Source organism: Rhizobium sp. 01T437, assembly GCF_056398505.1.
Map to the genome: position 1 here is coordinate 22,024 of NZ_JBFTPM010000032.1, position 21,175 is coordinate 43,198.

At 59.0% G+C, this 21,175-nt stretch carries 24 protein-coding genes, 1 tRNA gene and 1 pseudogene; 14 read left to right on the forward strand and 12 right to left on the reverse strand.

Translation table 11 applies throughout. From position 1 onward, the window contains the following. Positions 1–24: 24 nt before the first annotated feature. From trmFO to AC1DM5_RS33685, 5 genes and pseudogenes are all read right to left on the reverse strand, one after another. Positions 25–1,458 carry a methylenetetrahydrofolate--tRNA-(uracil(54)-C(5))-methyltransferase (FADH(2)-oxidizing) TrmFO gene (gene trmFO / locus AC1DM5_RS33665; RefSeq protein ID WP_477821028.1) on the reverse strand — a complete coding sequence of 478 codons (1,434 nt, stop codon included), beginning with the start codon at positions 1,456–1,458 and terminating at the stop codon, positions 25–27. Positions 1,459–1,534: 76 nt separating this feature from the next. Next, positions 1,535–1,654, reverse strand: a pseudogene (locus AC1DM5_RS33670) (DUF2934 domain-containing protein); the annotation flags it as partial. 107 nt (positions 1,655–1,761) lie between these two features. After that, the gene (locus AC1DM5_RS33675) at positions 1,762–2,001 is read right to left on the reverse strand and encodes a hypothetical protein (RefSeq protein WP_007813566.1); all 240 of its coding nucleotides are present in this window, start codon (positions 1,999–2,001) and stop codon (positions 1,762–1,764) included. A gap of 122 nt (positions 2,002–2,123) precedes the next feature. Continuing rightward, positions 2,124–2,267: a DUF1127 domain-containing protein gene (locus tag AC1DM5_RS33680; RefSeq protein ID WP_007813564.1), complete on the reverse strand. Its 144-nt coding sequence runs from the start codon at positions 2,265–2,267 to the stop codon at positions 2,124–2,126. Positions 2,268–2,560: 293 nt separating this feature from the next. Then, positions 2,561–2,707 carry a DUF1127 domain-containing protein gene (locus AC1DM5_RS33685; RefSeq protein WP_003558908.1) on the reverse strand — a complete coding sequence of 49 codons (147 nt, stop codon included), beginning with the start codon at positions 2,705–2,707 and terminating at the stop codon, positions 2,561–2,563. A gap of 852 nt (positions 2,708–3,559) precedes the next feature. Between AC1DM5_RS33685 and AC1DM5_RS33690 the strand changes: the two genes are divergently transcribed. From AC1DM5_RS33690 to tig, 4 genes are all read left to right on the forward strand, one after another. Beyond that, positions 3,560–4,678, forward strand: coding sequence for a DUF2157 domain-containing protein (locus tag AC1DM5_RS33690; protein ID WP_477821030.1), 1,119 nt, complete (start codon positions 3,560–3,562; stop codon positions 4,676–4,678). Continuing rightward, entirely contained in the window at positions 4,675–5,265 is a 591-nt protein-coding gene (locus tag AC1DM5_RS33695) for a GDYXXLXY domain-containing protein (protein ID WP_477821031.1), read from the forward strand. Before AC1DM5_RS33690 ends, AC1DM5_RS33695 begins: the two co-directional genes overlap by 4 nt. 154 nt (positions 5,266–5,419) lie before the next feature. Then, positions 5,420–5,504, forward strand: a tRNA-Leu gene (locus tag AC1DM5_RS33700). Positions 5,505–5,691: 187 nt separating this feature from the next. After that, the gene (tig, locus tag AC1DM5_RS33705; protein ID WP_477821032.1) at positions 5,692–7,185 is read left to right on the forward strand and encodes a trigger factor; all 1,494 of its coding nucleotides are present in this window, start codon (positions 5,692–5,694) and stop codon (positions 7,183–7,185) included. Positions 7,186–7,664: 479 nt separating this feature from the next. On the opposite strand, the gene AC1DM5_RS33710 is transcribed toward tig, so the two are convergent. The 5 genes from AC1DM5_RS33710 to map form a co-directional block, all read right to left on the reverse strand. Next, the gene (locus tag AC1DM5_RS33710) at positions 7,665–9,446 is read right to left on the reverse strand and encodes a B12-binding domain-containing radical SAM protein (RefSeq protein WP_477976727.1); all 1,782 of its coding nucleotides are present in this window, start codon (positions 9,444–9,446) and stop codon (positions 7,665–7,667) included. A 311-nt stretch (positions 9,447–9,757) separates the two neighbouring features. Beyond that, positions 9,758–11,164, reverse strand: a complete 1,407-nt coding sequence (sthA, locus tag AC1DM5_RS33715) for a Si-specific NAD(P)(+) transhydrogenase (protein ID WP_477821034.1) — start codon at positions 11,162–11,164, stop codon at positions 9,758–9,760. Between the two features lie 97 nt (positions 11,165–11,261). Then, on the reverse strand, positions 11,262–11,852 hold the full coding sequence (locus AC1DM5_RS33720; protein ID WP_477976729.1) for a dual specificity protein phosphatase family protein: 591 nt from the start codon (positions 11,850–11,852) through the stop codon (positions 11,262–11,264). A 72-nt stretch (positions 11,853–11,924) separates the two neighbouring features. Further along, positions 11,925–12,740, reverse strand: a complete 816-nt coding sequence (radC, locus tag AC1DM5_RS33725) for a RadC family protein (protein ID WP_477821036.1) — start codon at positions 12,738–12,740, stop codon at positions 11,925–11,927. Between the two features lie 8 nt (positions 12,741–12,748). Then, complete coding sequence (gene map / locus AC1DM5_RS33730) at positions 12,749–13,585, reverse strand: type I methionyl aminopeptidase (protein ID WP_007813543.1); 837 nt, start codon at positions 13,583–13,585, stop codon at positions 12,749–12,751. A gap of 248 nt (positions 13,586–13,833) precedes the next feature. Between map and AC1DM5_RS33735 the strand changes: the two genes are divergently transcribed. The 3 genes from AC1DM5_RS33735 to AC1DM5_RS33745 all read left to right on the forward strand — a co-directional run bounded on the left by AC1DM5_RS33735 (position 13,834) and on the right by AC1DM5_RS33745 (position 15,113). Then, positions 13,834–14,493 (forward strand): TetR/AcrR family transcriptional regulator, encoded by a 660-nt coding sequence (locus tag AC1DM5_RS33735; protein WP_477821037.1) that lies wholly within the window; start codon positions 13,834–13,836, stop codon positions 14,491–14,493. Positions 14,494–14,613: 120 nt separating this feature from the next. Beyond that, on the forward strand, positions 14,614–14,787 hold the full coding sequence (locus tag AC1DM5_RS33740; RefSeq protein ID WP_007813540.1) for a hypothetical protein: 174 nt from the start codon (positions 14,614–14,616) through the stop codon (positions 14,785–14,787). Next, positions 14,784–15,113: a DUF6105 family protein gene (locus AC1DM5_RS33745; protein WP_477976731.1), complete on the forward strand. Its 330-nt coding sequence runs from the start codon at positions 14,784–14,786 to the stop codon at positions 15,111–15,113. The genes AC1DM5_RS33740 and AC1DM5_RS33745 overlap by 4 nt, the downstream gene beginning before the upstream one ends. Here AC1DM5_RS33745 and ruvX read toward each other — a convergent pair. Further along, entirely contained in the window at positions 15,053–15,544 is a 492-nt protein-coding gene (gene ruvX / locus AC1DM5_RS33750; RefSeq protein WP_477976733.1) for a Holliday junction resolvase RuvX, read from the reverse strand. The two genes, AC1DM5_RS33745 and ruvX, sit on opposite strands and share 61 nt — an antisense overlap. 176 nt (positions 15,545–15,720) lie before the next feature. Between ruvX and AC1DM5_RS33755 the strand changes: the two genes are divergently transcribed. The 5 genes from AC1DM5_RS33755 (at position 15,721) to AC1DM5_RS33775 (ending at position 19,231) form a co-directional block, all read left to right on the forward strand. Further along, the gene (locus AC1DM5_RS33755; RefSeq protein ID WP_477821040.1) at positions 15,721–16,425 is read left to right on the forward strand and encodes a metal-dependent hydrolase; all 705 of its coding nucleotides are present in this window, start codon (positions 15,721–15,723) and stop codon (positions 16,423–16,425) included. Between the two features lie 125 nt (positions 16,426–16,550). Next, positions 16,551–16,838, forward strand: coding sequence for an Asp-tRNA(Asn)/Glu-tRNA(Gln) amidotransferase subunit GatC (gatC, locus tag AC1DM5_RS33760; RefSeq protein WP_007813531.1), 288 nt, complete (start codon positions 16,551–16,553; stop codon positions 16,836–16,838). Between the two features lie 58 nt (positions 16,839–16,896). Further along, a complete protein-coding gene (gene gatA / locus AC1DM5_RS33765; protein ID WP_477976735.1) occupies positions 16,897–18,378 on the forward strand; it encodes an Asp-tRNA(Asn)/Glu-tRNA(Gln) amidotransferase subunit GatA in 1,482 nt (493 codons plus the stop codon). Continuing rightward, positions 18,369–18,869, forward strand: coding sequence for an N-acetyltransferase family protein (locus AC1DM5_RS33770; protein ID WP_477821042.1), 501 nt, complete (start codon positions 18,369–18,371; stop codon positions 18,867–18,869). The genes gatA and AC1DM5_RS33770 overlap by 10 nt, the downstream gene beginning before the upstream one ends. A gap of 86 nt (positions 18,870–18,955) precedes the next feature. Further along, a complete protein-coding gene (locus tag AC1DM5_RS33775) occupies positions 18,956–19,231 on the forward strand; it encodes a hypothetical protein (RefSeq protein WP_007825228.1) in 276 nt (91 codons plus the stop codon). Positions 19,232–19,282: 51 nt separating this feature from the next. Here the strand turns inward: AC1DM5_RS33775 and AC1DM5_RS33780 are convergent, their stop codons facing one another. Beyond that, on the reverse strand, positions 19,283–19,540 hold the full coding sequence (locus AC1DM5_RS33780) for a YjhX family toxin (RefSeq protein ID WP_477821043.1): 258 nt from the start codon (positions 19,538–19,540) through the stop codon (positions 19,283–19,285). A gap of 323 nt (positions 19,541–19,863) precedes the next feature. Here AC1DM5_RS33780 and AC1DM5_RS33785 point away from each other — a divergent pair, with 323 nt between their 5' ends. Beyond that, positions 19,864–20,373 (forward strand): GNAT family N-acetyltransferase, encoded by a 510-nt coding sequence (locus AC1DM5_RS33785; protein WP_310383223.1) that lies wholly within the window; start codon positions 19,864–19,866, stop codon positions 20,371–20,373. Between the two features lie 77 nt (positions 20,374–20,450). After that, on the forward strand, positions 20,451–21,175 hold a 725-nt coding region (locus AC1DM5_RS33790; RefSeq protein ID WP_477976737.1), incomplete at its 3' end, for an Asp-tRNA(Asn)/Glu-tRNA(Gln) amidotransferase subunit GatB.

Here is a 21,175-nt window from a genome sequence, read left to right on the forward strand (position 1 = left end):
GAAGAAAAACGGAAATGCCCTATATCAGGCGCTTTCGGCGAACTTGACGTCCTGACCCAGCCAAGCGGCGCAATCTGCAAGCGCTCGTTTGGCAATCAATTGCCGCTTCATGACCGTCTTGTCCTTGCCACGGAAGCGCTTGACGCCTTCAGGCTTGACGATAGAGCCGGGCTGAAGCTCCGGAAACAGACCGAAATTGATGTTCATCGGCTGGAATGAGCGTTTGCCGGGCTCCTCATCGGTGACGATATGACCGCCGGTGATGTGGCCGAGCAGCGAGCCGAGCGCCGTTGTTGCAGGAGGAGGCGAAACTGGCTCTCCCTTGCGTTCCGCAGCGGCAAAGCGGCCGGCCAGCAGACCCACGCTTGCGCTTTCCACATAACCTTCGCAGCCGGTGATCTGGCCGGCAAAACGCAGGCCCGGCCGCGACTTCAGCATGAGCGACGGATCGAGCAGGGTGGGCGAGTTGATGTAGGTGTTGCGGTGCAGGCCGCCGAGCCGGGCGAATTCGGCATTCTCAAGCCCTGGGATCATACGGAAGATATCGGCTTGCGCGCCATATTTCAGCTTSGTCTGGAAGCCGACCATGTTGTAGAGCGTGCCGAGCGCATTGTCCTGGCGAAGCTGCACGACGGCATAGGCCTTCACGGTCGGATTATGCGCATTGGTGAGGCCCATCGGCTTCATTGGCCCATGGCGCAGCGTCTCGCGCCCGCGCTCGGCCATGACCTCGATCGGCAGGCAGCCGTCGAAATAGGGCGTGCCCTCCCACTCTTTGAAACCGACCGTGTCGCCGGCAATGAGGGCATCGACGAAGGCATTGTACTGCTCTTCGGTCATCGGGCAGTTGATATAGTCCTTGCCGGTGCCGCCGGGACCGACCTTGTCGTAACGCGACTGATACCAGCAGATATCCATGTCGATGCTGTCGCGATAGACGATCGGCGCGATGGCATCGAAGAAGGCAAGAGAATCCTCACCCGTTTCCGCCTGGATGGCGCTCGCAAGCGACGGCGCCGTCAGCGGACCGGTGGCGATAACAGCCAGATCCCATTCCTTCGGCGGCAGGCCGGAGATTTCCTCGCGCACGACCGTGATCAGCGGATGCTCGTGGATCGCCTTGGTCACGGCATCAGAGAAGCCATCGCGGTCGACGGCCAGCGCGCCGCCTGCCGGCACCTGATGTTTGTCGGCCGATGCCATGATCAGCGAACCGGCCATGCGCATTTCCGCATGGATGACGCCAACGGCATTGCTGGTGGCATCATCCGAGCGGAAGGAGTTGGAGCAGACAAGCTCGGCAAGTCCATCGGTCTTGTGCGCATCCGTGCCGCGCACGCCGCGCATTTCATGCAGGATCACAGGAACGCCGGCATTGGCGATCTGCCATGCAGCTTCAGAGCCGGCCAGTCCGCCGCCGATGACATGGATAGGGGAGTAGGAGGAGTTCTTGGTCATTGGCGGCTGATATCACGGCGGGGAACGCGATCCAACAGCAGAATCGAAAACGGCGCCTCCTGGCGCCGCAAGGGTACTAGCTCTGCTCTCGTGTTCCGGGCGACGCCTCGCGCTGGTCGGCATCTTCGAGATCGGCATCGACAACATAGGCGTCACTATGTTCCCTTGCCGCTTCAAGTCGCGCAGCAAGGTTAGGACGTCGTCCGGAGTTGTTTCCGGCGCATGTTCGTTGCGCGTATCGATTTCGCCTTTTGGCGACCGGGTGCTCTTATTTGCCTTTCGGGGAGGGTCCTGGCCATCATCTCACCTCCAGAAGCGGTCCGGCGCGGCGGATTGGCGCCCAAGCAGATAGCCGATGCTGAAGGCGAGGACGCCGATGCCGACGACGACAGAGCTTGCCATGTGAGGATGATCGGCAGCGCCTGTCGCAACGGCCTGTACCTCACGCCTGACTGCGGAGGCAGTATCCGAAGCAGCCTTGCGGATGCCCTCTGGCTTGTTGGCGGGTCGGCCGGTGAAGCCTGCATTGAGTTGGTTTGCCATGAGATGGTCTCCTTTCGACAAGGAGAACTGCCGGAAAGCCCCAGGGTTCCGATAAGGCGAAGCAAAGCCAAAAACGAAAACGGCGCCTGATGGCGCCGTCTTGGGGAATGGTGCTCGCTATATTAGCGGAACGAGCGGGATGCGATGCTGCGGATGTCGTAACGGCTGACGCCGATATCGGACAGGGTCTGGTTGGACAGGTTGCCCAGTTCGTTGAGCGTGCGGCGGTAGCTAATCCAGCTCTTTGCAATGCGGATCGGGTTCATGATCTTTTCCTCGGATGTCTTGCGCGACCGGCGGGATCGCCGTGTCTGCGGTTGACATCCATATAGTGGAGATCCCCGATATTGTGCAGTGCAAATAAAAGGCGTCTGCTATGCAATTGTGCAGTCTGATGCCCGCTAATTATGCAGAGCACGATTTTTGAGCGGGCCAGGAATTAACACTTCCGCAACTTTTGCGGCAGTCTGGCCGATAGGCAAAAAGAAAACGCCCGCTGCGGAGGCAGCAGGCGTTTTGGGAAGGCAATCTGCTTGGGAGGAGCAGCGATTACCTGTACTTAGCGGGCGGAAGCTTCGCGAGCAACGCGATGGATGTCCGAACGGTCAATGCCGAGGTCATGCAATTCGCGGTTGGTCATGCGGCCGAGTTCAGTAACGGTCTGACGATACTTGCGCCAGTTATTGAAAGAGCGAGAGAAGTTCATGTTAATCCCCTTTCCTAGGGCTTGATCCTGCCAGCAGCCTGTCTTCGGCGCTGACCTCTATTTGATGACCAGAATATATGTTGCGCCGCGAAGAACTAACAGAGCCAAGATTTCAAGCCACCCATGCGTGATTCGCAAGGCTCGGGTGGTTATTTACATGCTTTGGCCATTTTCTGGTCAACGAATAGGCAGAATGATTTTTTCACAGGCTGCCATATTCGCAGATGGATATTTGGCCGGCCGGGGCGTCCGCGAATAGTCTTTTTCCTGACGGTGCATTTTCCGATGCATCTCGGTGAAGAGCATCGGGCCTCGTGCACTGAAGCGCTCTCCCGGCTGTCCGTTGCGGCTTAACGATTGCTTCACCCTGATTCGCGCGAAAGCCCGAAAGGGCAGCATGCTAATCGTTTAACCACCTGTTAAGCAAAACGCCCACCGGGGGAGGATCCGGTGGGCGTCATGATGGTGACTGGCAACTGGGAGGAGGAGTGTTGCCAGTCTATCGCAGGGCGCTGGGAGGAGGAGTGCGCGTCTGCGAATCTCGTCACGGACATATCATCCGCAGGCTTCCGGAAAACCGGGCCGGGGCGCCATCCCCGTGCTTCGATAGGAGTTAAATAGTATGACTTTTGATTGTTTTGCAGTGCAATATATTCATGAGGGCTATGCGGTTTATGCATGCCTTCTGTGCGGTGATTATATATTAGCAATGATGCGGTTAGTGTTTCGTTAACGGCTGACCCAATTAAGACCAGTGAGGAATTTGCATATTTCAAATACCGGCGTTCCCGCGCGCCGATCCTGCGCTATAAATGCAGAAGCCGAAGATGGCGGATCAATGCGGGGTAGGGCATGTATCGCGGCAGGTTGGGGCGGGATCTCTCGCTCTGGGTGGAGAAGGGACTTCTTGAGGAAGGGACGGCGAAGACGCTGCTGGCCGAATACGACACGCGCCCGGCAAGCTTCAGCCTCGGCCGCGTGCTGATGGGATTGGCGGCCGTGTTGCTCGGGGCCGCCCTGCTGCTTCTCGTCGCTTCGAACTGGGAGTATATCCCACGCCTTGTCCGCGTCGGCCTGATGCTGGCGCTCATCTGGGCGGTTCACATCGGCGCTGCACTTCTTCTTATGCGCGGCGCGCTTGCCACCGCCGGCGGTCTGCTCATCGTCGGCACGCTGAGCTTCGGCGGCGCCATCTCGCTCATCGGCCAGATGTATCATCTCTCGGGCGACGAGCAGACGGTCATGTATCTCTGGTTTGCCGTGGCGACCGTTTCGGCAATCCTTTTCCGCTCGGCTGCGGTGACTGTTGTCGCCGGCTTCCTCTCCTGGGCCTCCTTTGCAGTCTACCTCGAGAATTTCGATACGCGCTGGTTCGGCTCCGGTCCCTATGCGCCGCTTGTCATGGCGGCTGTTGTCATCGGGCTCGTGCGCTTTACCGGTGCCGACCGGGCGCGCCATCTCGCCTATCTGCTGGTGGTCGGCTGGCTCGCTTGGCTCTATGTGCTGACTGAAGAGATCTCCGTGGCGATCGCCTTCGCCGTCCTCGGCATGGTGGCTGTCCTGCTGACCGCCTTGCCCGTCCGCCCGATTTCCACGCTCGTCGGAACCGCAGGTGCCGCCCCGGCATTCTATAGTTTCCTCGTCGCCATCATCGGGTTGTTCCTGCTTCACACCGAAATGGACGAAGGCGGGCGTATGGTCGTGATCGGCCTGCTGACGCTTGCCGCCGCCGTTGTAGCGATCGTGCTGCATGGTCGGGACAATGGAGCGGTACGCTATCTGGCCTATGGCGCCTTCGCCGCCGAGATGCTCTATCTGGCCTCGGTGACGGTCGGCACGATCTTGGGCACGTCGAGCCTTTTCCTGTTCTCCGGCCTGGTGGTCGCAGCCGTCGCCTGGGTCGTCATCCGCCTCGAAAGACGCTTCGCGGCCGGACCGGGATCAGTTGAGGCAGGGGAGGAACGCGCATGAGCTTTGCCTTCGCAAAACCGCAGGCCGGCCGCTTCTATATTGTTGCCGCGATCCTCGTCGCCAGCTTGCAGACGCTGATCCTCGGTTACCTCATCCAGAGCCGTGCTTCTATCCTGGCAAGCGGCACCGAAGTATTGCTGAAGACGGCTCCGGTTGATCCGCGCGATTTCCTGCGTGGCGACTACGTGGTGCTGAACTACGATATATCGTCGGTCCCGGTCTCGACAGTCACCGGCGGCATTCCGGCAGAAGCCGGCGAGCAGACCCTGTGGGTACGCCTCAAGCGCCAGCAGGATGGCTTCTGGAACATTGTCGAATCGTCATTCAAGGAATTGCCGTCAGCATCAGATACGGTCGTACTGCGCAGTCAGCCTTTCTATAGCTATGGTCCTAGTAGTGGCGAAACCATCCGGGTCGAATACGGGATAGAGCGCTATTACGTGCCGGAAGGCGAAGGCAGGCCGCTGGAGGAGGCCCGCAACGAGGGCGTCGTTTCGATCGCTGCCAGCGTTTCCTCCTCCGGTGCCGCGCAGATCCGCAGCCTCGTTGTGGACGGCAAACCGGCCTATGAGGAGCCTCTCTATTGAGAGCCGGGGTGGCTGACGAGAACGGAGCGCTTTTGCCCGCAAATCCCTGTCATTTGCCGTTCATTTTTCCTTTGCCTGTTCTAAATCGGGTGATATAGAGACGCCGCGCTCCGGAAGGCCTCATGTGCAGGCATATGCATGCGGTTTTGCGAACGCGGGTATGGTGAAATTGGTAGACACGCCAGATTTAGGTTCTGGTGCCGCAAGGCGTGGGAGTTCAAGTCTCTCTACCCGCACCAAGCTGCCTTGCAGGGCGGGAGGACTGGAACTTAGTTGTCCCGGATACCCGGAAAGCGAGTGCGGTTCCGTCTCGAACGGAACGAACAGGAATTGAGAAAAAGCCACGCGCGGCAGTTGGCCGGCGTCGTGCTCACCGAAACGAACGGCGTCTGGGCACGGCCGCCACGGAAATGAAGGTAGGAAGACATGCAGGTTATCGAAACGCTCGCTGAAGGGCTGAAGCGCGAAATCAAGGTCGTTATCCCGGCCAAGGACATGGAAAACAAGCTGAACGAGCGCCTTGCCGACGTGAAGGACAAGGTTCGCATCAACGGCTTCCGTCCGGGCAAGGTTCCGGCTGCCCACGTCAAGAAGCTGTATGGCAAGTCCATCATGGCCGATCTCGTCAACGAGATCGTTCGCGACCAGCCGACCCAGATCCTGTCCAGCCGTGGCGAAAAGTCGGCTACCCAGCCGGAAATCAACATGACGGAAGACAAGGACGAGGCAGACAAGATCCTCGCCGCCGAGCAGGATTTCGAATTCACCCTGTCTTATGAAATTCTCCCGCCGATCGAGCTGAAGTCCAACGCGGGCATCAAGGTCACGCGCGAAGTCGTCGACATCTCCGATGACGAAGTCAACGAGCAGGTTCTCAAGGTCGCTGAAAGCGCCCGCGACTACGCCGAAAAGAAGGGCAAGGCTGCCAACGGCGACCGCGTCAAGATGGACTATCTCGGCAAGGTCGATGGCGTTGCCTTCGACGGCGGCACCGATCAGGATGCCGAACTGGTTCTCGGCTCCGGCCGTTTCATCCCCGGCTTCGAAGAGCAGCTGGTTGGTCTCAAGGCTGGCGATGAGAAGACCATCACTGTGACCTTCCCGGCCGACTATCCGGCCAAGAACCTCGCTGGCCAGGAAGCCACCTTCGACGTCACCGTCAAGGAAGTTGCTGCTCCGGCTGATGTCGAAATCAACGACGAACTCGCCAAGAAGCTCGGCCTCGAATCTGCCGACCGCCTCAAGGAAATCGTCCGTGGCCAGATCGAATCCCAGTACGGTTCGCTGACGCGCCAGAAGCTGAAGCGCCAGATTCTCGACCAGCTCGACGAACTGTACAAGTTCGAGACCCCGTCCAAGCTTGTCGAAGCCGAATATAACGGCATCTGGAGCCAGGTCAGCAACGACCTCGCTCAGTCCGGCAAGACCTTCGAGGATGAGGACACCACGGAAGAACAGGCGCGCGAAGAGTACCAGAAGCTCGCCGAGCGCCGCGTCCGCCTCGGTCTCGTTCTCTCCGAGATCGGCGAAAAGGCCGGCGTCGAAGTCAGCGAAGACGAAATGCAGCGCGCGATCTACGAACAGCTGCGCCAGTATCCGGGCCAGGAAAAGCAGATCCTCGAGTTCTTCCGCAGCCAGCCGGGTGCCGCCGCTTCGATCCGCGCTCCGATCTTCGAAGAAAAGGTCATTGACCACCTGCTGACCGAAATCGCCGTCACCGACAAGAAGGTGACCAAGGAAGAGCTGCTCGCCGACGAAGAAGGCGAAGGCGCTGAAAAGGCCGACACCAAGAAGGCTGCTCCGAAGAAGAAGGCTGCTGCCAAGGCCGAAGCTTCTGAAGAAGCTGCCGGAGGCGAAGAAGCCGCTCCGAAGAAGAAGGCCGCTCCGAAGAAGAAGGCTTCCGAGGACAGCGCCGAGTAATCGGTTTTTCAAGCTGAAATTCAAAAAGCCCTGCCGCTTGCGGCAGGGCTTTTTTGTTGATGCGCTGAAATCAGACTGATCGTGCTCAGACCGGCGTGACCCACGGCCAAGACGCGAAGCCACGCCAACGCGGTGCCACGACACAGGATCGAGAACCGAGGCCGGGTTCGATCAAGCGTACATGCTCCAGAGCTTGGCTGGAGCGACGAGAGACGGGACGATTGATCGTCCTGCTTTGCTTTGACAATTGGATGATATAGAGGCTGTGACAGGACGCGACCGCCATTAACTTAAGAATGGGGTCGGGCGGCAGATTGACGTCACGTCGCCGCCACGAGATCACGTGGCCGTTCTCTCTTGGTCCCTCAACAAATGCGCCTGCAGCACCATCCGAAAATCGGAATCGATTTTCGGATGTCGGATAGAGTGATTCAAAGAGTTAGAGCGTCCTTGATGCGTCCAGGTGGACGCAGGGCGTTCTACACGGCTTTGCGGGCGTGGGTCAGTTCGGCAACCTTCTTGATGTGGCTGACGGCAGCGGTGCCCCCGGCGGTCTTGGTGAAGAGGTCGAGAACGTCTTCGTCGTCCTCGGCGACCGGTGTCAAAGCCTTGTCCATGTAGCTTTTGGCGCCGGCATCGCGCGCAATCAGGAAAGCCGAGACGCTGAGGCCGATGATCGTGCCGGCGAGCGATACGTGCTTGCGGGCGGTATCGAAGGCAAAACGCGGCCAGAACAGCAGCGGATGTTCGCGCTTCAGGCCAGGACGCCGCTCCGAGGGATGCTTCAGGCGCAGAAGGCCGCTCTGCAACGGATGGACATTCTCCAGCGGTACGGTGGTCGCAAACGAGACCAGGACCTTGACGAGACTGCTCAGCTTGATGCCGGTCGCCACAGCGCGGCGCAGCAGGGTCTTCATATGCTCAGGCGAGTAATAGAGCGACCAGGCTTCCTGGTAGATGCTCTCCCACTCCTGCTTGCTCATCTTCGGATGCGCCGTGCAGACATGCTCGACGTCGTAGATGTTGAGATCGGCATCCATTTCGATGCCCTTCTTCCAGAGAACCTGATGGTCCTCGGAGCCGGGCAGCGGTGTCAGAACGAAGAATTCGATGACGTCGAGCGGCAGCTCTTCCTGAATGATCTTGATGTCGCGGCGGATCGATTCCGGCGTGTCTGCAGGGAAGCCCAGAATGTAGCCGGCAAGCGTCATGATGCCCTGTGCCTTCCAGGCCAGCAGCATCTTTCGATATTCGGTGATCTTGTTCTGGTTCTTCTTGGCGGCTGTCAGATTGTCCGGATTGACGTTCTCGAGGCCGATGAAGACGCGTGTGACGCCGGCGCGCTTCGATTTTTCGATGAAGTTCGGGATCTTGTGGCAGAGCGTGTCCACCTGGATCATCAGGCCGAGCGGAATACCATCTTTTTCGCGAAGTTCGATCAGCCGGTCGAAGATCGCTTCCCAGTCCTTGTTGCGGGCGAAATTATCGTCGGTGATGAAGAATTTATGGATGCCCTGCGCCCAGTTCATGCGCACCAGCTTCTCGACATCGTCGGCCGAGCGGAAGCGGGATTTGCGGCCCTGCACGTTGATGATCGTGCAGAACGAACATTGATAGGGGCAGCCGCGGCCCGCATCGAAACTGGTGCTGAGGCCAAGCGTGCGCTGGATATTATTTTTCGGCAGGAAAGGCACCGGCGTGCCGCCGATGCCGGGAAGGTCGTTCATAAAATTGTAGAGCGGTTTCAGTTCGCCGGCGGCTGCATCGCGCAGCACCATCTCCAGTCGTCCTTCAGCCTCGCCCGCAAACATGGAAACCCCCATCTTACGGCATTCGTCGAGCCCGATCGCGTCGCCACTTAGCATCGACAGGCAGCCGGAGATATGGAAGCCGCCCATCGAAACCTGCAGTCCGGCATCGCGGAAGGGTCGGGCGATATCGAGCGCACGAGGATACTGGTTGGACTGGACGCCGATAAGCGCGATCATCCCGAAGTTGTCATTGCGTTTGAACTGGGAGATCAGCGCCGCAAAATCGATCCGCGTATTGGTCTCATCGATGACAGTGATGTCGATGGCGGTGTCGGCCCCAAGCACCTGCCGCTCCGCGCACTCGGCGGCAATCCCAAAGATCGCTGCCAGCGAGTTGGAGGGGATCATTGCCCGCCACCATCGGATCACGTAGCCGTCATCGTCATAATGCGACGGCTTTATCAGGACGAGCTGAAACCGTCTGCGAGCAGCCTCTGAAATATCGGGCAAAATAACTATCTTTCGTTGTGGTCTGCATAGCTGGACTTGGTGGTACTGCAGGCCAGTCTAAGACACGGATTTCAGGCTGTCGAAAGGCGCGCCCCATATTTGGGAAGGCGATAAGCAAAACGCAATAGAACAATGCAAGGCGCGAACACCCTGACCTTACCAATATCTTTTGACATAGGATATAGGCAGTTGCCGCAGACCACAGGCAGTCACCAACAGCGTGCAATGAGGCGTGCTGTAGTAAAATAAGACTTTAGGATCAGTGGCTTACGTGCTCTAGCCTGGAAAGGCGAGGGGTGTTCCCTCGCTCTTCAAAGTTCAGATTTTATGTCGCCCATGCGGTTCCACGCATCGAGGCCGGCGATTTTATAGGCTTCGGCAAGCGTCGGGTAGTTGAAGGTATTTTCTACGAAATATTCAACAGTACCCTTCAGGTTGAGCACAGCCTGGCCGATATGCACGAGCTCGGTAGCACCTTCGCCGACGATGTGTACGCCGAGCAAGCGGCGCGTCTTTAACGAGAAGATGAGCTTCAGAAGCCCTGTATCGAGGCCCATGATGTGGCCGCGTGATGTCTCCCGGAAACGGGCAATACCGCACTCATAGGGAATGCCACGCTCCTTCATTTCCTCTTCGGTCAGGCCGCAGGTGGAGATTTCGGGCACGGCATAGATGCCATAGGGGAAATATTTCTGCGGTTCCTTGGCAACGGCGCCGATTGCAACGCGCGCAGCAATGCGGCCCTGTTCCATCGAGGTCGAGGCAAGGCTCGGGAAGCCGACAACGTCGCCGGCGGCATAGATATTAGGCACGGACGTCTGGAACGTCTCGGGATTGACCTTCAGGCGTCCGCGGCTGTCCGCCTCAAGACCGATGGCATCCAGGTTGAGCGTATCGGTGGCGCCCATGCGCCCGGCGGCAAAAAGCACCATGTCGGTCACGAGATGCCGGCCGCTGTCGAGTGTCAGCTGCACCTTGCCTGTCTCAAGCCGCTCGACCTTCTCGGCCTTCGCGCCGAGCAGCAGCTTCATATTGCGGTCGCGCAGCTGATAGGTGAAATCCTCGATGATTTCCTTGTCGATGAAGTCGAGCATGGTCGACTTTGGATCGATGACGGTCACGGCCGTATCCAGCGCCGAAAAGATCGTTGCATATTCGATGCCGATGACGCCGGCGCCGATGACGACCATGCTGCGTGGCAGCTCCTCGATATCGAGCAGCTCGTCGCTGTCGAGCACGGTCTTGTTGTCGAAGGGCATGTAATCAGGCCGAAACGGCTTGGTGCCCACGGCGAGCAGGACGCTGGCGCCAGTCACCGTCATTGTGTCGCCGTCGTCCTTGATGATCTGCAGGGTATTAGTATCGACGAAGCTTGCCTTGCCACGGATGTGCTGGACGCGGTTGCGGGCGAACTGATGTTCGAGCACTTCCACTTCATGATCCAGCGTGATCAGCAGGCGACGGCGCAGGTCTTCAGCGCTGATCTCCTGCTTGACGCGGTAGCTGCGGCCGTAAAAGCCGCGCTCGCGCCAGCCGGAAAGATTGAGTGCGGTTTCGCGCAACGTCTTGGAAGGGATCGTGCCGGTATGGACGGACACGCCGCCGACACGTTTTCCCTGCTCGATGACCAGCACTTTCTTGCCGAGTTTTGCAGCCTGGATTGCGCCGCGGCGCCCTGCCGGACCGCTGCCGACTACCACGAGATCGTACTGGAACATCTTTAGCCCCGAACTGGAATTGGAATCATATTGCAACGCGAAATGTCGCGCGTTCATCGGTAGCCGGTCAATGTTACAGTTTGTATTCCGGCGCAGTTTAGGAGTTCAAAAAGCCGAACATTGGCTCAAGCCGCTCGAATGTGCGGTCCATCGCATAGGCGCCGATGAAGAAAAGCGACAGATGGCCGTATGTCAGCGAGATCTGCGACTCCGCCGCAATCTCTCCTTCCTTGGCAACGCCGGCGACGTAGATGGCTGAAGCCAGTCCCGTACGGTCGGCGCCGGCCTTGCAGTGGATGAGCATCGGCTTGGGCGCGGCGGCCATGATCGCCATCAGCTGGCGCCCTTCCTCGATGGAGAGTTCCTTCGTCGCCGACATGCGGAAATCGATATGCTGGACATTGAGGCCCTTTGCTGCGGCGACTTCGTTGTCGTACCAGGCCTCGCCGCTGCTGTCGCCGCGCAAGTTCAGTACGGATTTGATGCCGTACTCCTTGACGAGTTCGCCAAGCTTCGCGGGGGAGGGCTGGGCGGAGCGSTAGACCTGGCCATCGACGACCGCATGAACATTGGTCGAAAGCTGCAGGTATCCGAGATAGAGACCGGTTACGACAAACAGCAGAAGTGTCAGCCGTATCAGCGATCGAAGGCTCGGCGGCGCGTACAAGCGACCAGGAGAAATGCCCATAATTCCCATCCTGTTGACAGTCATTCAGCTTGGAGAACGCCAAGATGGCTTTTTCATGCCTTAGCCGCAGTCTTATATCAAGCGCAGGCCCTTGAGGCTTGCTTGTCCGTCTTTGCCGATGATGATGTGATCGTGGATGGCAATACCGAGCGGCTTTGCAGCATCGATGATCATCTTCGTCATGTCGATATCCGCGCGCGATGGTGTCGGGTCGCCCGAGGGATGATTGTGCACGAGAATAAGCGCCGTTGCCGAAAGCTCGAGCGCCCGCCTCACCACCTCACGCGGATAGACAGGTGTGTGGTCCACGGTTCCGCGCCCCTGCACCTCGTCGGCAATCAGCGCATTGCGCTTGTCGAGGAAGAGAATGCGGAACTGCTCGCGCGTCTCATGCGCCATGGCCGCATGACAATACTGGATGACCGACGACCACGAGGAAAGCACCTGCTTGCCCTTGAGTTCGCTCTTCAACGTGCGATGGCTAATGGTGGATATCAGCTTCAGATCCAGCGCCACCGCCTCTCCGACGCCCTTGACCTCCTGCAGCAGTGCTGCCGGTGCGCCGAAGACGCCGGCAAGCGACCCGAAGCGATCGATCAGTGCCTTGGCGATAGGTTTCGTGTCGCGGCGCGGGATCAGCCGGAAAAGCAGAAGTTCAAGGATTTCATAATCGGCAAGCGCCGTATCGCCATGGTCGTGGAAGCGATTGCGCAGCCTCTCGCGATGGCCGTGATAATGCTCTTCCTTGGCGGGCAGCGTGGCTTTTTTGGCGGAAGCTGCCGCCTTTGACGGCTGTCCGAAAAACGCCCGTTCGTCCACAGCGATATCCTCGTCCACGTCGAAAGGCAGTTCGTCATCGCCAGCCTGCGGAACGGGACCTTTCGCCATGGCGAGCGTTACCCGTTGAGCGGCGGCAGGCCCGGCCGGTCGAGACCGGCGGGCGAGAGCGTGAAGATCTCGCAGCCATTGGCGGTCACGCCGACCGTGTGTTCGTACTGCGCTGACAGCGACCGGTCGCGCGTCACGGCGGTCCAGCCGTCCGCCAACACCTTCACATGCGGGCGTCCGAGATTGATCATCGGTTCGATGGTGAAGATCATGCCCTCGCGCAGTTCCGGCCCTTCATTGGCGCGGCCATAATGCAGGATGTTCGGCGAATCGTGGAAGAGGCGGCCGACACCATGGCCGCAGAAATCGCGCACGACGGAGCAGCGCTCGGCTTCGGCGTAGGTCTGGATCGCTTCGCCGATCGCGCCGGTGCGCGCGCCGGGATGAACGGCGGCGATGCCGCGCATCAGCGACTCATAGGTCACTTCGAGCAGCCGCTCGGCGGCGCGCTTGACCTGGCCGACCGGATACATGCGGCTCGAATCCCCATGCCAGCCGTCGACGACGAAGGTCACGTCGATATTGACGATATCGCCTTCGCGCAGCGGCTTGTCATCGGGAATGCCGTGGCAGACCACATGATTGATCGAAGTGCAGGTGGACTTTGTATAGCCACGATAGTTCAGCGTCGCCGGATAGGCGCCGTTATCCATGCCGAATTCGAAAACGAAGCGGTCGATTTCATTGGTTGCAAGGCCCGGCTTGACGATATCGGCAAGCGCATCGAGGCAGCGCGCGGTCAGCTGGCACGCGTTGCGCATTCCCTCGAATGCTTCAGGGCCATAAAGCCTGATGGCGCCGGTATTCTTCGGCGGCGCGGAGGAGGCTTCGATATAATTCACCATTGCAAGGCCTTAGCAGAAATTGTCGTCTCTTTTCATAATGCAGCTATGCCGGGTTCGTCCATCGCGATCAACCGCATGGGCAAGATTTCTCGGGCGCGTTGTACCGGGTGAAAAAATGCCGCCGGCCCGCCCACCAGCGTCAGCAGAGCTGCGGACCATCAATATCCACAGTCTTCTCAATAAGATAGGATTGTAGACGGAAAATTCCACTGTTACTCACCGATTGGTGACAGACCGGGGTTGACCGAATGCTGAATGAAACTGCCATGGCCGCGCTCGAACAGACGGGTGCCACCGAGCCTGAAAAACGTATCCGCGACAGAAGCGCTACGGAACGCGCTATCCTGAAAGCCGCCAAAAACCTGCTGGCCGAAGAGGGTTTCCAGAATTTCGGCATCAATGCCGTCGCCCGCCGCGCCGGCTGCGATAAGCAGCTCATCTACCGTTATTATGGTGGTCTCGACGGCCTCGTCGAGGCGATCGGCGCCGATCTCGGCAACTGGGTCAAGGACCGCATCCCCGAAGATACCGGCGGCATGTTCCTCTTGACCTATGGTGACCTCATGGAGCGGCTGTCGCTGCTCTTCCTGGAAGCGCTGCGCAACGATGCCTTGATGCGCCGCATCGTCGCCTGGGAGATCTCGGAAAATACCGAGCAGGTAAGGCGTCTTTCCGAGGCGCGCTCAAAGGCGCTCGGACTGTGGCTAGATCGCATGCGCGGCTCGCTGACGCCGCCTAAGGGCATCGATACGGCAGCCGTCAATGCGCTGATCTTCGCCTCGATCCAGCATCTTGTGCTGTCGGCGGCCGCCGGCGGTCAGTGCGCAGGTCTGGTTTTGAAGAACGGCAAGGACTGGGAGAAGGCCGCCACCGCGCTAAAGCGGCTGGTGCGCGGCGTCTACGGCTGAACAATCCACAGCCCACGCCCGGCCGTTAACCTTAACAATTGGTTTACATTGCGTGACGCTGGTTAACCCGCCAGTGTGGTCCACATTAGAAATGTAACAATTGTGGACCCGAGTTCAGTGATGGGAACCAGAGCAGCCAGAACCGCGTTGCTTGTCGCGGCGATGATGTTTTTCGCCGTGCTGGCGCTGGATATTGCCGTGCCCACGCTCGTACTCTGCATCATGGCATCGTCGGTCTGGCTCGTTTCCCTTGATATGCCGGTCCTACGCAAGCACGAAGGAGAGGCCGCATGAAGTGGTTTCTGATCTTCTGGGCCGGTCCGATCGTCTTCCTGGCGGGATGGTACTGGCTTTCTTATTACGATCTGAACTTCGGCATCTTCATGCTGACGCGGCAGGTCCATGACCTGACCTTCCAGATTTACGGCAAGGCGCTCGGCCTGCCGCCGCAGGAAATCCCTCCGCTCGTCGCCCGCGCGATTGCCGTCGATAGTCTCGTCGTCTTCGCCATCATGGGCTTCCGCAAGCGCCGCCAGATCGCCGGCTGGTGGAAGGCGCGTCACRCCTCCGTATCGTCGGCAGATCTCGCCAGCAAGGAAAGCCTGTCGAGCGCTCCCTGAAGGATGAAGCTAGCCGCAGCCGAATCGATCCGTTCGGCGCGTTTTGCCCGCGAAACATCCATTTCCAGCAGGGCACGTTCGGCAGCCACCGTCGATAGCCGCTCATCCCAATAAACGAAGGGAATGGCGGTCTTCTGCTCCATGTTGCGCACGAAAGCCCGCGTAGCCTGCACGCGCGGTCCTGCCGATCCGTCCATATTCATCGGCAGGCCGATGACGAAAGCCGCGACCTTCTCCTTTGCCGCGAAACTCAGCAGCGTCTCGGCGTCGATGGTAAATTTCTCACGCTTGAGGACCGGGCGCGGCGTCGCAAAGCGGCGTCCGAGATCGGACATGGCAAGACCGATCGTCTTGGTGCCGAGATCGAGGCCGGCGATTGCCTGTCCGGGACCGAGCGCTCCGGCCAGTTCCTCGATCGTAAGCACCGTCATTGCCGTGTCATCCTGTCAAAAGAAATTGAAGTTCCCACCGCTTTTCTTTGCGGCCATATCGGCTATGTCCTTAGAGCAATTCCAGAAAAAGTGCGAAACGGTTTTCCGACCGGAATTGCTTTAAACCGTTCTGGTCCGGAAATCGCTTTTGCATCATGTAATAAAGGAGACTTTTCATGAAGATCACCTGGCTCGGCCATTCTGCTTTCCGGATAGAGACGAAAGCCGCCAAAATCCTGATCGATCCCTTCCTGACTTATAATTCGTCCTTCTCCGGACAGGATATCAAGGAAGTGACCAACGGCATCACCCATATCCTGCTGACCCACGGCCATGGCGACCATGTCGGCGATACCGTAGAGATCGCCAAGGAAACTGGCGCCATCGTTCTCGCCAATGCAGACCTTGCCTCCTGGCTCGGCACCAAAGGTGTCGATAAACTCGAAATGGGCAATACCGGCGGCACCGTCCCGCTCGGCAGCTTCACCGCCACCTTCACCAATGCGCTGCATTCTTCCGCACAGACCACTGAAGACGGCGTTTCCCATTCGCTCGGCAGCGCGAACGGCCTCATGCTGCATTTCGACGACGAGCCGAGCCTCTTCCACATGGGCGACACGGATATCTTCTCCGACATGGCGCTGATCAACGAGCTGCATCAGCCGGATATCGGTATCGTGCCGATCGGCGACCGCTTCACCATGGGCGGTGCGGTGGCGGCTCTTGCCTGCCAGCGCTACTTCAACTTCAAGACGGCCATTCCCTGCCACTACGGCACCTTCCCGATCATCGACCAGACGCCGGAAAAATTCGTTGCCGGTATGGAAGCGTCGAAGACGCAAGTGAAGGCGCCGAAGCCTGGCGAAAGCCTGTCGTTCTGATGCATAAGCCCTCAAATCCCGGTGGGTTTGAGGGCAGGAATTCTGCATTGCGGAAAAGGCAAACCCGTTGCACAGGACGGACATGGTCTTTATAGCGATAGGAAAATTCCTATCCGGAGAATGCCATGTCCGTCGATCTCGCCACCGTTAAGCGCGTTGCGCGCCTTGCCCGTATTGCCGTCTCGGAAGAAGAGGCAAATCGCATGGTCGGCGAATTGAATGGCATCCTCGGCTTCGTCGAGCAGCTTTCCGAAGTTGACGTCGAAGGCGTCGAGGCCATGACCTCGGTGACGCCGATGGACATGAAGAAGCGCACCGATGTCGTCAATGACGGCAATAAGGCCGCCGATATCGTTGCCAATGCGCCGATCACCGACCACAATTTCTTCCTGGTGCCGAAAGTCGTCGAATAAGGCTTTGACCGCCTCTTTCCGACCCTGTTGCCATTTCCAGATCTGAAGCGAAAACACGATGAGCGAACTCACCAGCCTGACCATTGCCGAAGCCCGCCAGAAGCTGCGCGCCAAGGAAATTACCGCGACCGAACTGACTGAGGCCTATATCACGGCGATCGATGCGGCCAATGGCCAGCTCAATGCCTATATCAAGGTCACGCCGGATCTCGCCCGTGTCATGGCGAAGAATTCCGACGAGCGCATCGCTGCCGGCAAGGCAGGTGATCTCGAAGGCATTCCGCTCGGCATCAAGGACCTCTTCGCGACCGTCGGCGTGCACACGCAGGCCTGCAGCCATATTCTCGACGGTTTCGAGCCGCGTTATGAATCGACCGTAACCCAGAACCTCTGGGATGATGGCGCCGTCATGCTGGGCAAGCTCAACATGGACGAATTCGCGATGGGCTCCTCCAATGAGACCTCGCATTATGGCGCAGTCATCAATCCCTGGCGCGCTGCAGGCTCCAACCAGCAGCTCGTTCCGGGCGGCTCGTCTGGCGGTTCGGCTTCAGCGGTTGCCGCGCATCTCTGCGCCGGTGCTACCGCAACCGACACCGGCGGCTCGATCCGCCAGCCTGCAGCCTTCACCGGCACGGTTGGCATCAAGCCGACCTACGGTCGCTGCTCGCGTTGGGGCACGGTTGCCTTTGCCTCTTCGCTCGATCAGGCCGGCCCGATCGCCCGCGACGTCCGCGATGCGGCGATCCTGCTGAAGTCGATGGCAAGCGTCGATGCCAAGGACACCACTTCCGTCGACCTGCCGGTGCCGGATTACGAAGCTGCCATTGGCCAGTCGCTGAAGGGCATGAAGATCGGCATTCCGAACGAATATCGCGTCGATGGCATGCCCGACGAGATCGAAGCCATCTGGCAGCAGGGCATCTCCTGGCTGAAGGATGCAGGTGCGGAGATCGTCAACATCTCGCTGCCCCATACCAAATACGCCCTGCCGGCCTATTACATCGTCGCACCCGCTGAAGCCTCTTCGAACCTCGCCCGTTACGACGGCGTACGCTACGGCCTGCGCGTCGACGGCAAGGATATCCTCGACATGTACGAGAAGACGCGTGCCGCCGGCTTCGGCCAGGAAGTCAAGCGCCGCATCATGATTGGCACCTACGTGCTGTCGGCCGGTTATTACGACGCCTACTACCTGCGCGCCCAGAAGGTCCGCACGCTCATCAAGCGCGACTTCGAACTCGCCTTCGATGCCGGCGTCGACGCCATCCTGACGCCGGCCACCCCGTCGTCTGCCTTCGGCGTTGCCGACGAGAACCTCGCTGCCGATCCGGTCAAAATGTACCTGAACGACATCTTCACGGTAACGGTAAACATGGCCGGCCTGCCGGGCATCGCCGTTCCCGCCGGCCTCGACCACAAGGGCCTGCCACTCGGCCTGCAGCTCATCGGCAAGGCCTTCGACGAGGAAACCCTCTTCAAGACCGCCCATGTCATCGAACAGGCCGCCGGTAAGTTCACGCCAGCCAAGTGGTGGTAATCGGTCTAACGATACGAAAGATTGCAGACGCCGACCACAAAATGGTCGGCGTTGTTGGTTTTGCCGCATGGGCGGCAAGCAATGCCTTTGAAGACAGCTATCGGGATCCCGCTGTCATCAATCGGGTGAAGCAGGAATTCGCGATTTTTCCGGATGAGACGACGGGCGAGATCTTTGTTGCTGAGCTTGACGGAGGAATCGTCGGCTGGGGCGCACGGGCGAACGCGCCAAACTATATTTCCGACCTTTGGGTGCATCCCGATCATCAGGGCAAAGGCATCGGCAAAGCGCTGCTGCTTCATCTCTGCGAGCTGATGAAAGGCGACGGCCTGGAAACGGCGCGGGTTGACACGCATGCGAAGAACAGTGGTGCAATCCGTCTTTACGAGCGCTGCGGTTTCAAGATCATCTGGCACGGTATCGAGTTTGCAAAGAGCATGGGCGTCCCGCTCGAAAAGGTACATTTGCAGAAGCAACTAGCCGAGGACTAGTGCGACAAGCCTGAAGAAAGGCAGGCGCCGTCTCGGATTTCGAGGCGGCGCCTGTTATAGAGGGAGGTCTTTGCGAGGAGGGCCTCATGCCGAAACAGGATCTTGCGCGGTTGATCGGGGCCTTTGATCGCCTCGCTGCCAGCGGCTTTAAATTGGGCGCAGAGTGGGAGGCGGTTCACGAAATCTGCCAGAACCACGAGGGTGAACAGGTTTTCGACTGGGGCCATGCCCTTTGCCACCGCGTCGAAGGCGACGATTGGAACGCCGGTTACTGGTATCGCCGCGCCGGCAAGACGATTGGAGCAGGCACGATTGCCGAAGAATGGGCGGCAATGCGCCCGGAGCTTTCTGAAAAGCTCTGAAACGTTCCTGGCCGCGCGACGACGGCGCCGCACGGCCAGGCTTTGTCAGACCTATCTGTTATCGAGCTGCGACCTGACGAGCTTCAGTCCTCTTTCGGTGATCCGATAGGGCTGGCCGGTGGAAGATTTGATTGCCTTCAGCCGTTTCAGCTTGCGAAAAAGCTCCATGCCGAAGCCGGGATAGACCCAGCCGTCGCGAGTGAAGCAACTTACCGTTTCGATTTTTTTATTGTCGTCTCGGGTGATTTCGATACGGCCGCCCTGGGCCATAAGGTGCAGGATGCGCTGTTCTGCGCGCGAGATGTCCATTGCTGTTGATCCGGAAACGCGCCTTCAGGAAGGCGCACGAAAACGATTTGGCGTTCGGGTTTAGCCGATACGCCGCGGCTTCGTTTTTCGGGCCCATGCGCGCGAGGCTGTGCTTGCGGGCAGGGGCCTTTACCGGGTCTCAGGCAAGTTAGACATAAAACACCTCTGACGGGCTTTTTATCAGCAACCACAATCCGGTCAAGCAGGCGTAGCGGAACAAAAAAGCCGCCAATAATATTGCTTTCGCTTCTTCATCTCATTGCAGGGACTGGAAAATTGCCCGACTCAATGGTCTACTACTCTGTAGTAACGCGGAGGTGCCATTGATCCACATTCGCAATGCCCGCGAAGGCGACACGGCGCTCTTGAGCGAAATCGGCTTGCGAGCCTGGCAAAGAGCGATGGCATTGATCGGCGAATCGGACGCCATGACGGATGGAGCCCGCACCGCCTTCCGAACGTTCGTGGATAATAACTGGCTCACCATTACTGTCGTCGAACAGAATGGGCAGGTTGCCGGCTGGGCCGCGCGCGAAGGACTGGACGAGACCATTTCTGACTTCTGGATCGATCCGAGCTTCAATCGTCAGGGGCTCGGCACCGCACTTCTGGAGCATATCGAGTCTGATATTTTCGAGCAGGGCTTCGAGGAGGCGGCGATGCAGACCCATTCTGGAAATACAGAGGCGATCTCCTTCTTCCAGAAGCATGGCTACGCGATCCACTGGCTTTCGGTTGCTTATAATCCGAAGCTCGACCGCGACGTGCCATCAGTCGGTCTCAGCAAGCATCTCGGCCCGCAGGAGCCGGAAGGCTACGGCCCGGGTTTCTAGGCTGCCGAAAGCCTTGCACCGGCAGGCCATTTCCTTTACCTCACCTGTTGAAAAGAACAGCCTTCGAAGAGCATCTCATGACCATTGTCGACGTTCGCACGCCTGATCCGAAACGTTATATCCCCGGCGCCACCGGCGATTGGGAAGTCATCATCGGCTTGGAAGTCCATGCCCAGGTGCTCTCCAATTCCAAGCTTTTCTCCGGCGCTTCGACGGAGTTCGGCAAGCCGCAGAATTCGAACGTCTCGCTCGTCGATGCGGCCATGCCCGGCATGCTGCCCGTCATCAACGAGGAATGCGTCAAGCAGGCGGTGCGCACCGGCCTCGGCCTGAAGGCTGCGATCAACAAGCGCTCGCTCTTCGACCGCAAGAACTATTTCTATCCAGATCTGCCGCAGGGCTATCAAATCTCCCAGTACAAGGACCCGATCGTCGGCGAGGGCAAGATCGTCATCTCCCTCGGCCCGGACCGTCAGGGCCAGTTCGAGGACATCGAGATCGGCATCGAGCGCCTGCACCTGGAACAGGACGCCGGCAAGTCGATGCACGACCAGCATCCGACGATGTCCTATGTGGACCTGAACCGTTCCGGCGTCGCGCTGATGGAAATCGTCTCCAAGCCGGATATGCGCACCTCCGATGAGGCCAAGGCCTACATGACGAAGCTGCGCTCCATCGTACGCTACCTCGGCACCTGCGACGGCAACATGGACGAAGGCTCCATGCGCGCCGACGTCAACGTCTCCGTGCGCCGTCCGGGCGAGCCCTTCGGCACGCGTTGCGAAATCAAGAACGTCAACTC

What these genes read in the sequence shown, in the direction of transcription:
- AC1DM5_RS33755 (WP_477821040.1), top strand. Translation starts at nt 15,721, where the DNA reads ATGAAGATCACCTGGCTCGGCCATTCTGCTTTCCGGATAGAGACGAAA.
- radC (WP_477821036.1), bottom strand. Translation starts at nt 12,740, where the DNA reads ATGGCGAAAGGTCCCGTTCCGCAGGCTGGCGATGACGAACTGCCTTTC.
- tig (WP_477821032.1), top strand. Translation starts at nt 5,692, where the DNA reads ATGCAGGTTATCGAAACGCTCGCTGAAGGGCTGAAGCGCGAAATCAAG.
- AC1DM5_RS33775 (WP_007825228.1), top strand. Translation starts at nt 18,956, where the DNA reads ATGCCGAAACAGGATCTTGCGCGGTTGATCGGGGCCTTTGATCGCCTC.
- AC1DM5_RS33680 (WP_007813564.1), bottom strand. Translation starts at nt 2,267, where the DNA reads ATGAACCCGATCCGCATTGCAAAGAGCTGGATTAGCTACCGCCGCACG.
- AC1DM5_RS33690 (WP_477821030.1), top strand. Translation starts at nt 3,560, where the DNA reads ATGTATCGCGGCAGGTTGGGGCGGGATCTCTCGCTCTGGGTGGAGAAG.
- AC1DM5_RS33735 (WP_477821037.1), top strand. Translation starts at nt 13,834, where the DNA reads ATGCTGAATGAAACTGCCATGGCCGCGCTCGAACAGACGGGTGCCACC.
- AC1DM5_RS33675 (WP_007813566.1), bottom strand. Translation starts at nt 2,001, where the DNA reads ATGGCAAACCAACTCAATGCAGGCTTCACCGGCCGACCCGCCAACAAG.
- gatA (WP_477976735.1), top strand. Translation starts at nt 16,897, where the DNA reads ATGAGCGAACTCACCAGCCTGACCATTGCCGAAGCCCGCCAGAAGCTG.
- sthA (WP_477821034.1), bottom strand. Translation starts at nt 11,164, where the DNA reads ATGTTCCAGTACGATCTCGTGGTAGTCGGCAGCGGTCCGGCAGGGCGC.
- AC1DM5_RS33740 (WP_007813540.1), top strand. Translation starts at nt 14,614, where the DNA reads ATGGGAACCAGAGCAGCCAGAACCGCGTTGCTTGTCGCGGCGATGATG.
- AC1DM5_RS33695 (WP_477821031.1), top strand. Translation starts at nt 4,675, where the DNA reads ATGAGCTTTGCCTTCGCAAAACCGCAGGCCGGCCGCTTCTATATTGTT.
- AC1DM5_RS33685 (WP_003558908.1), bottom strand. Translation starts at nt 2,707, where the DNA reads ATGAACTTCTCTCGCTCTTTCAATAACTGGCGCAAGTATCGTCAGACC.
- AC1DM5_RS33780 (WP_477821043.1), bottom strand. Translation starts at nt 19,540, where the DNA reads ATGGACATCTCGCGCGCAGAACAGCGCATCCTGCACCTTATGGCCCAG.
- map (WP_007813543.1), bottom strand. Translation starts at nt 13,585, where the DNA reads ATGGTGAATTATATCGAAGCCTCCTCCGCGCCGCCGAAGAATACCGGC.
- gatC (WP_007813531.1), top strand. Translation starts at nt 16,551, where the DNA reads ATGTCCGTCGATCTCGCCACCGTTAAGCGCGTTGCGCGCCTTGCCCGT.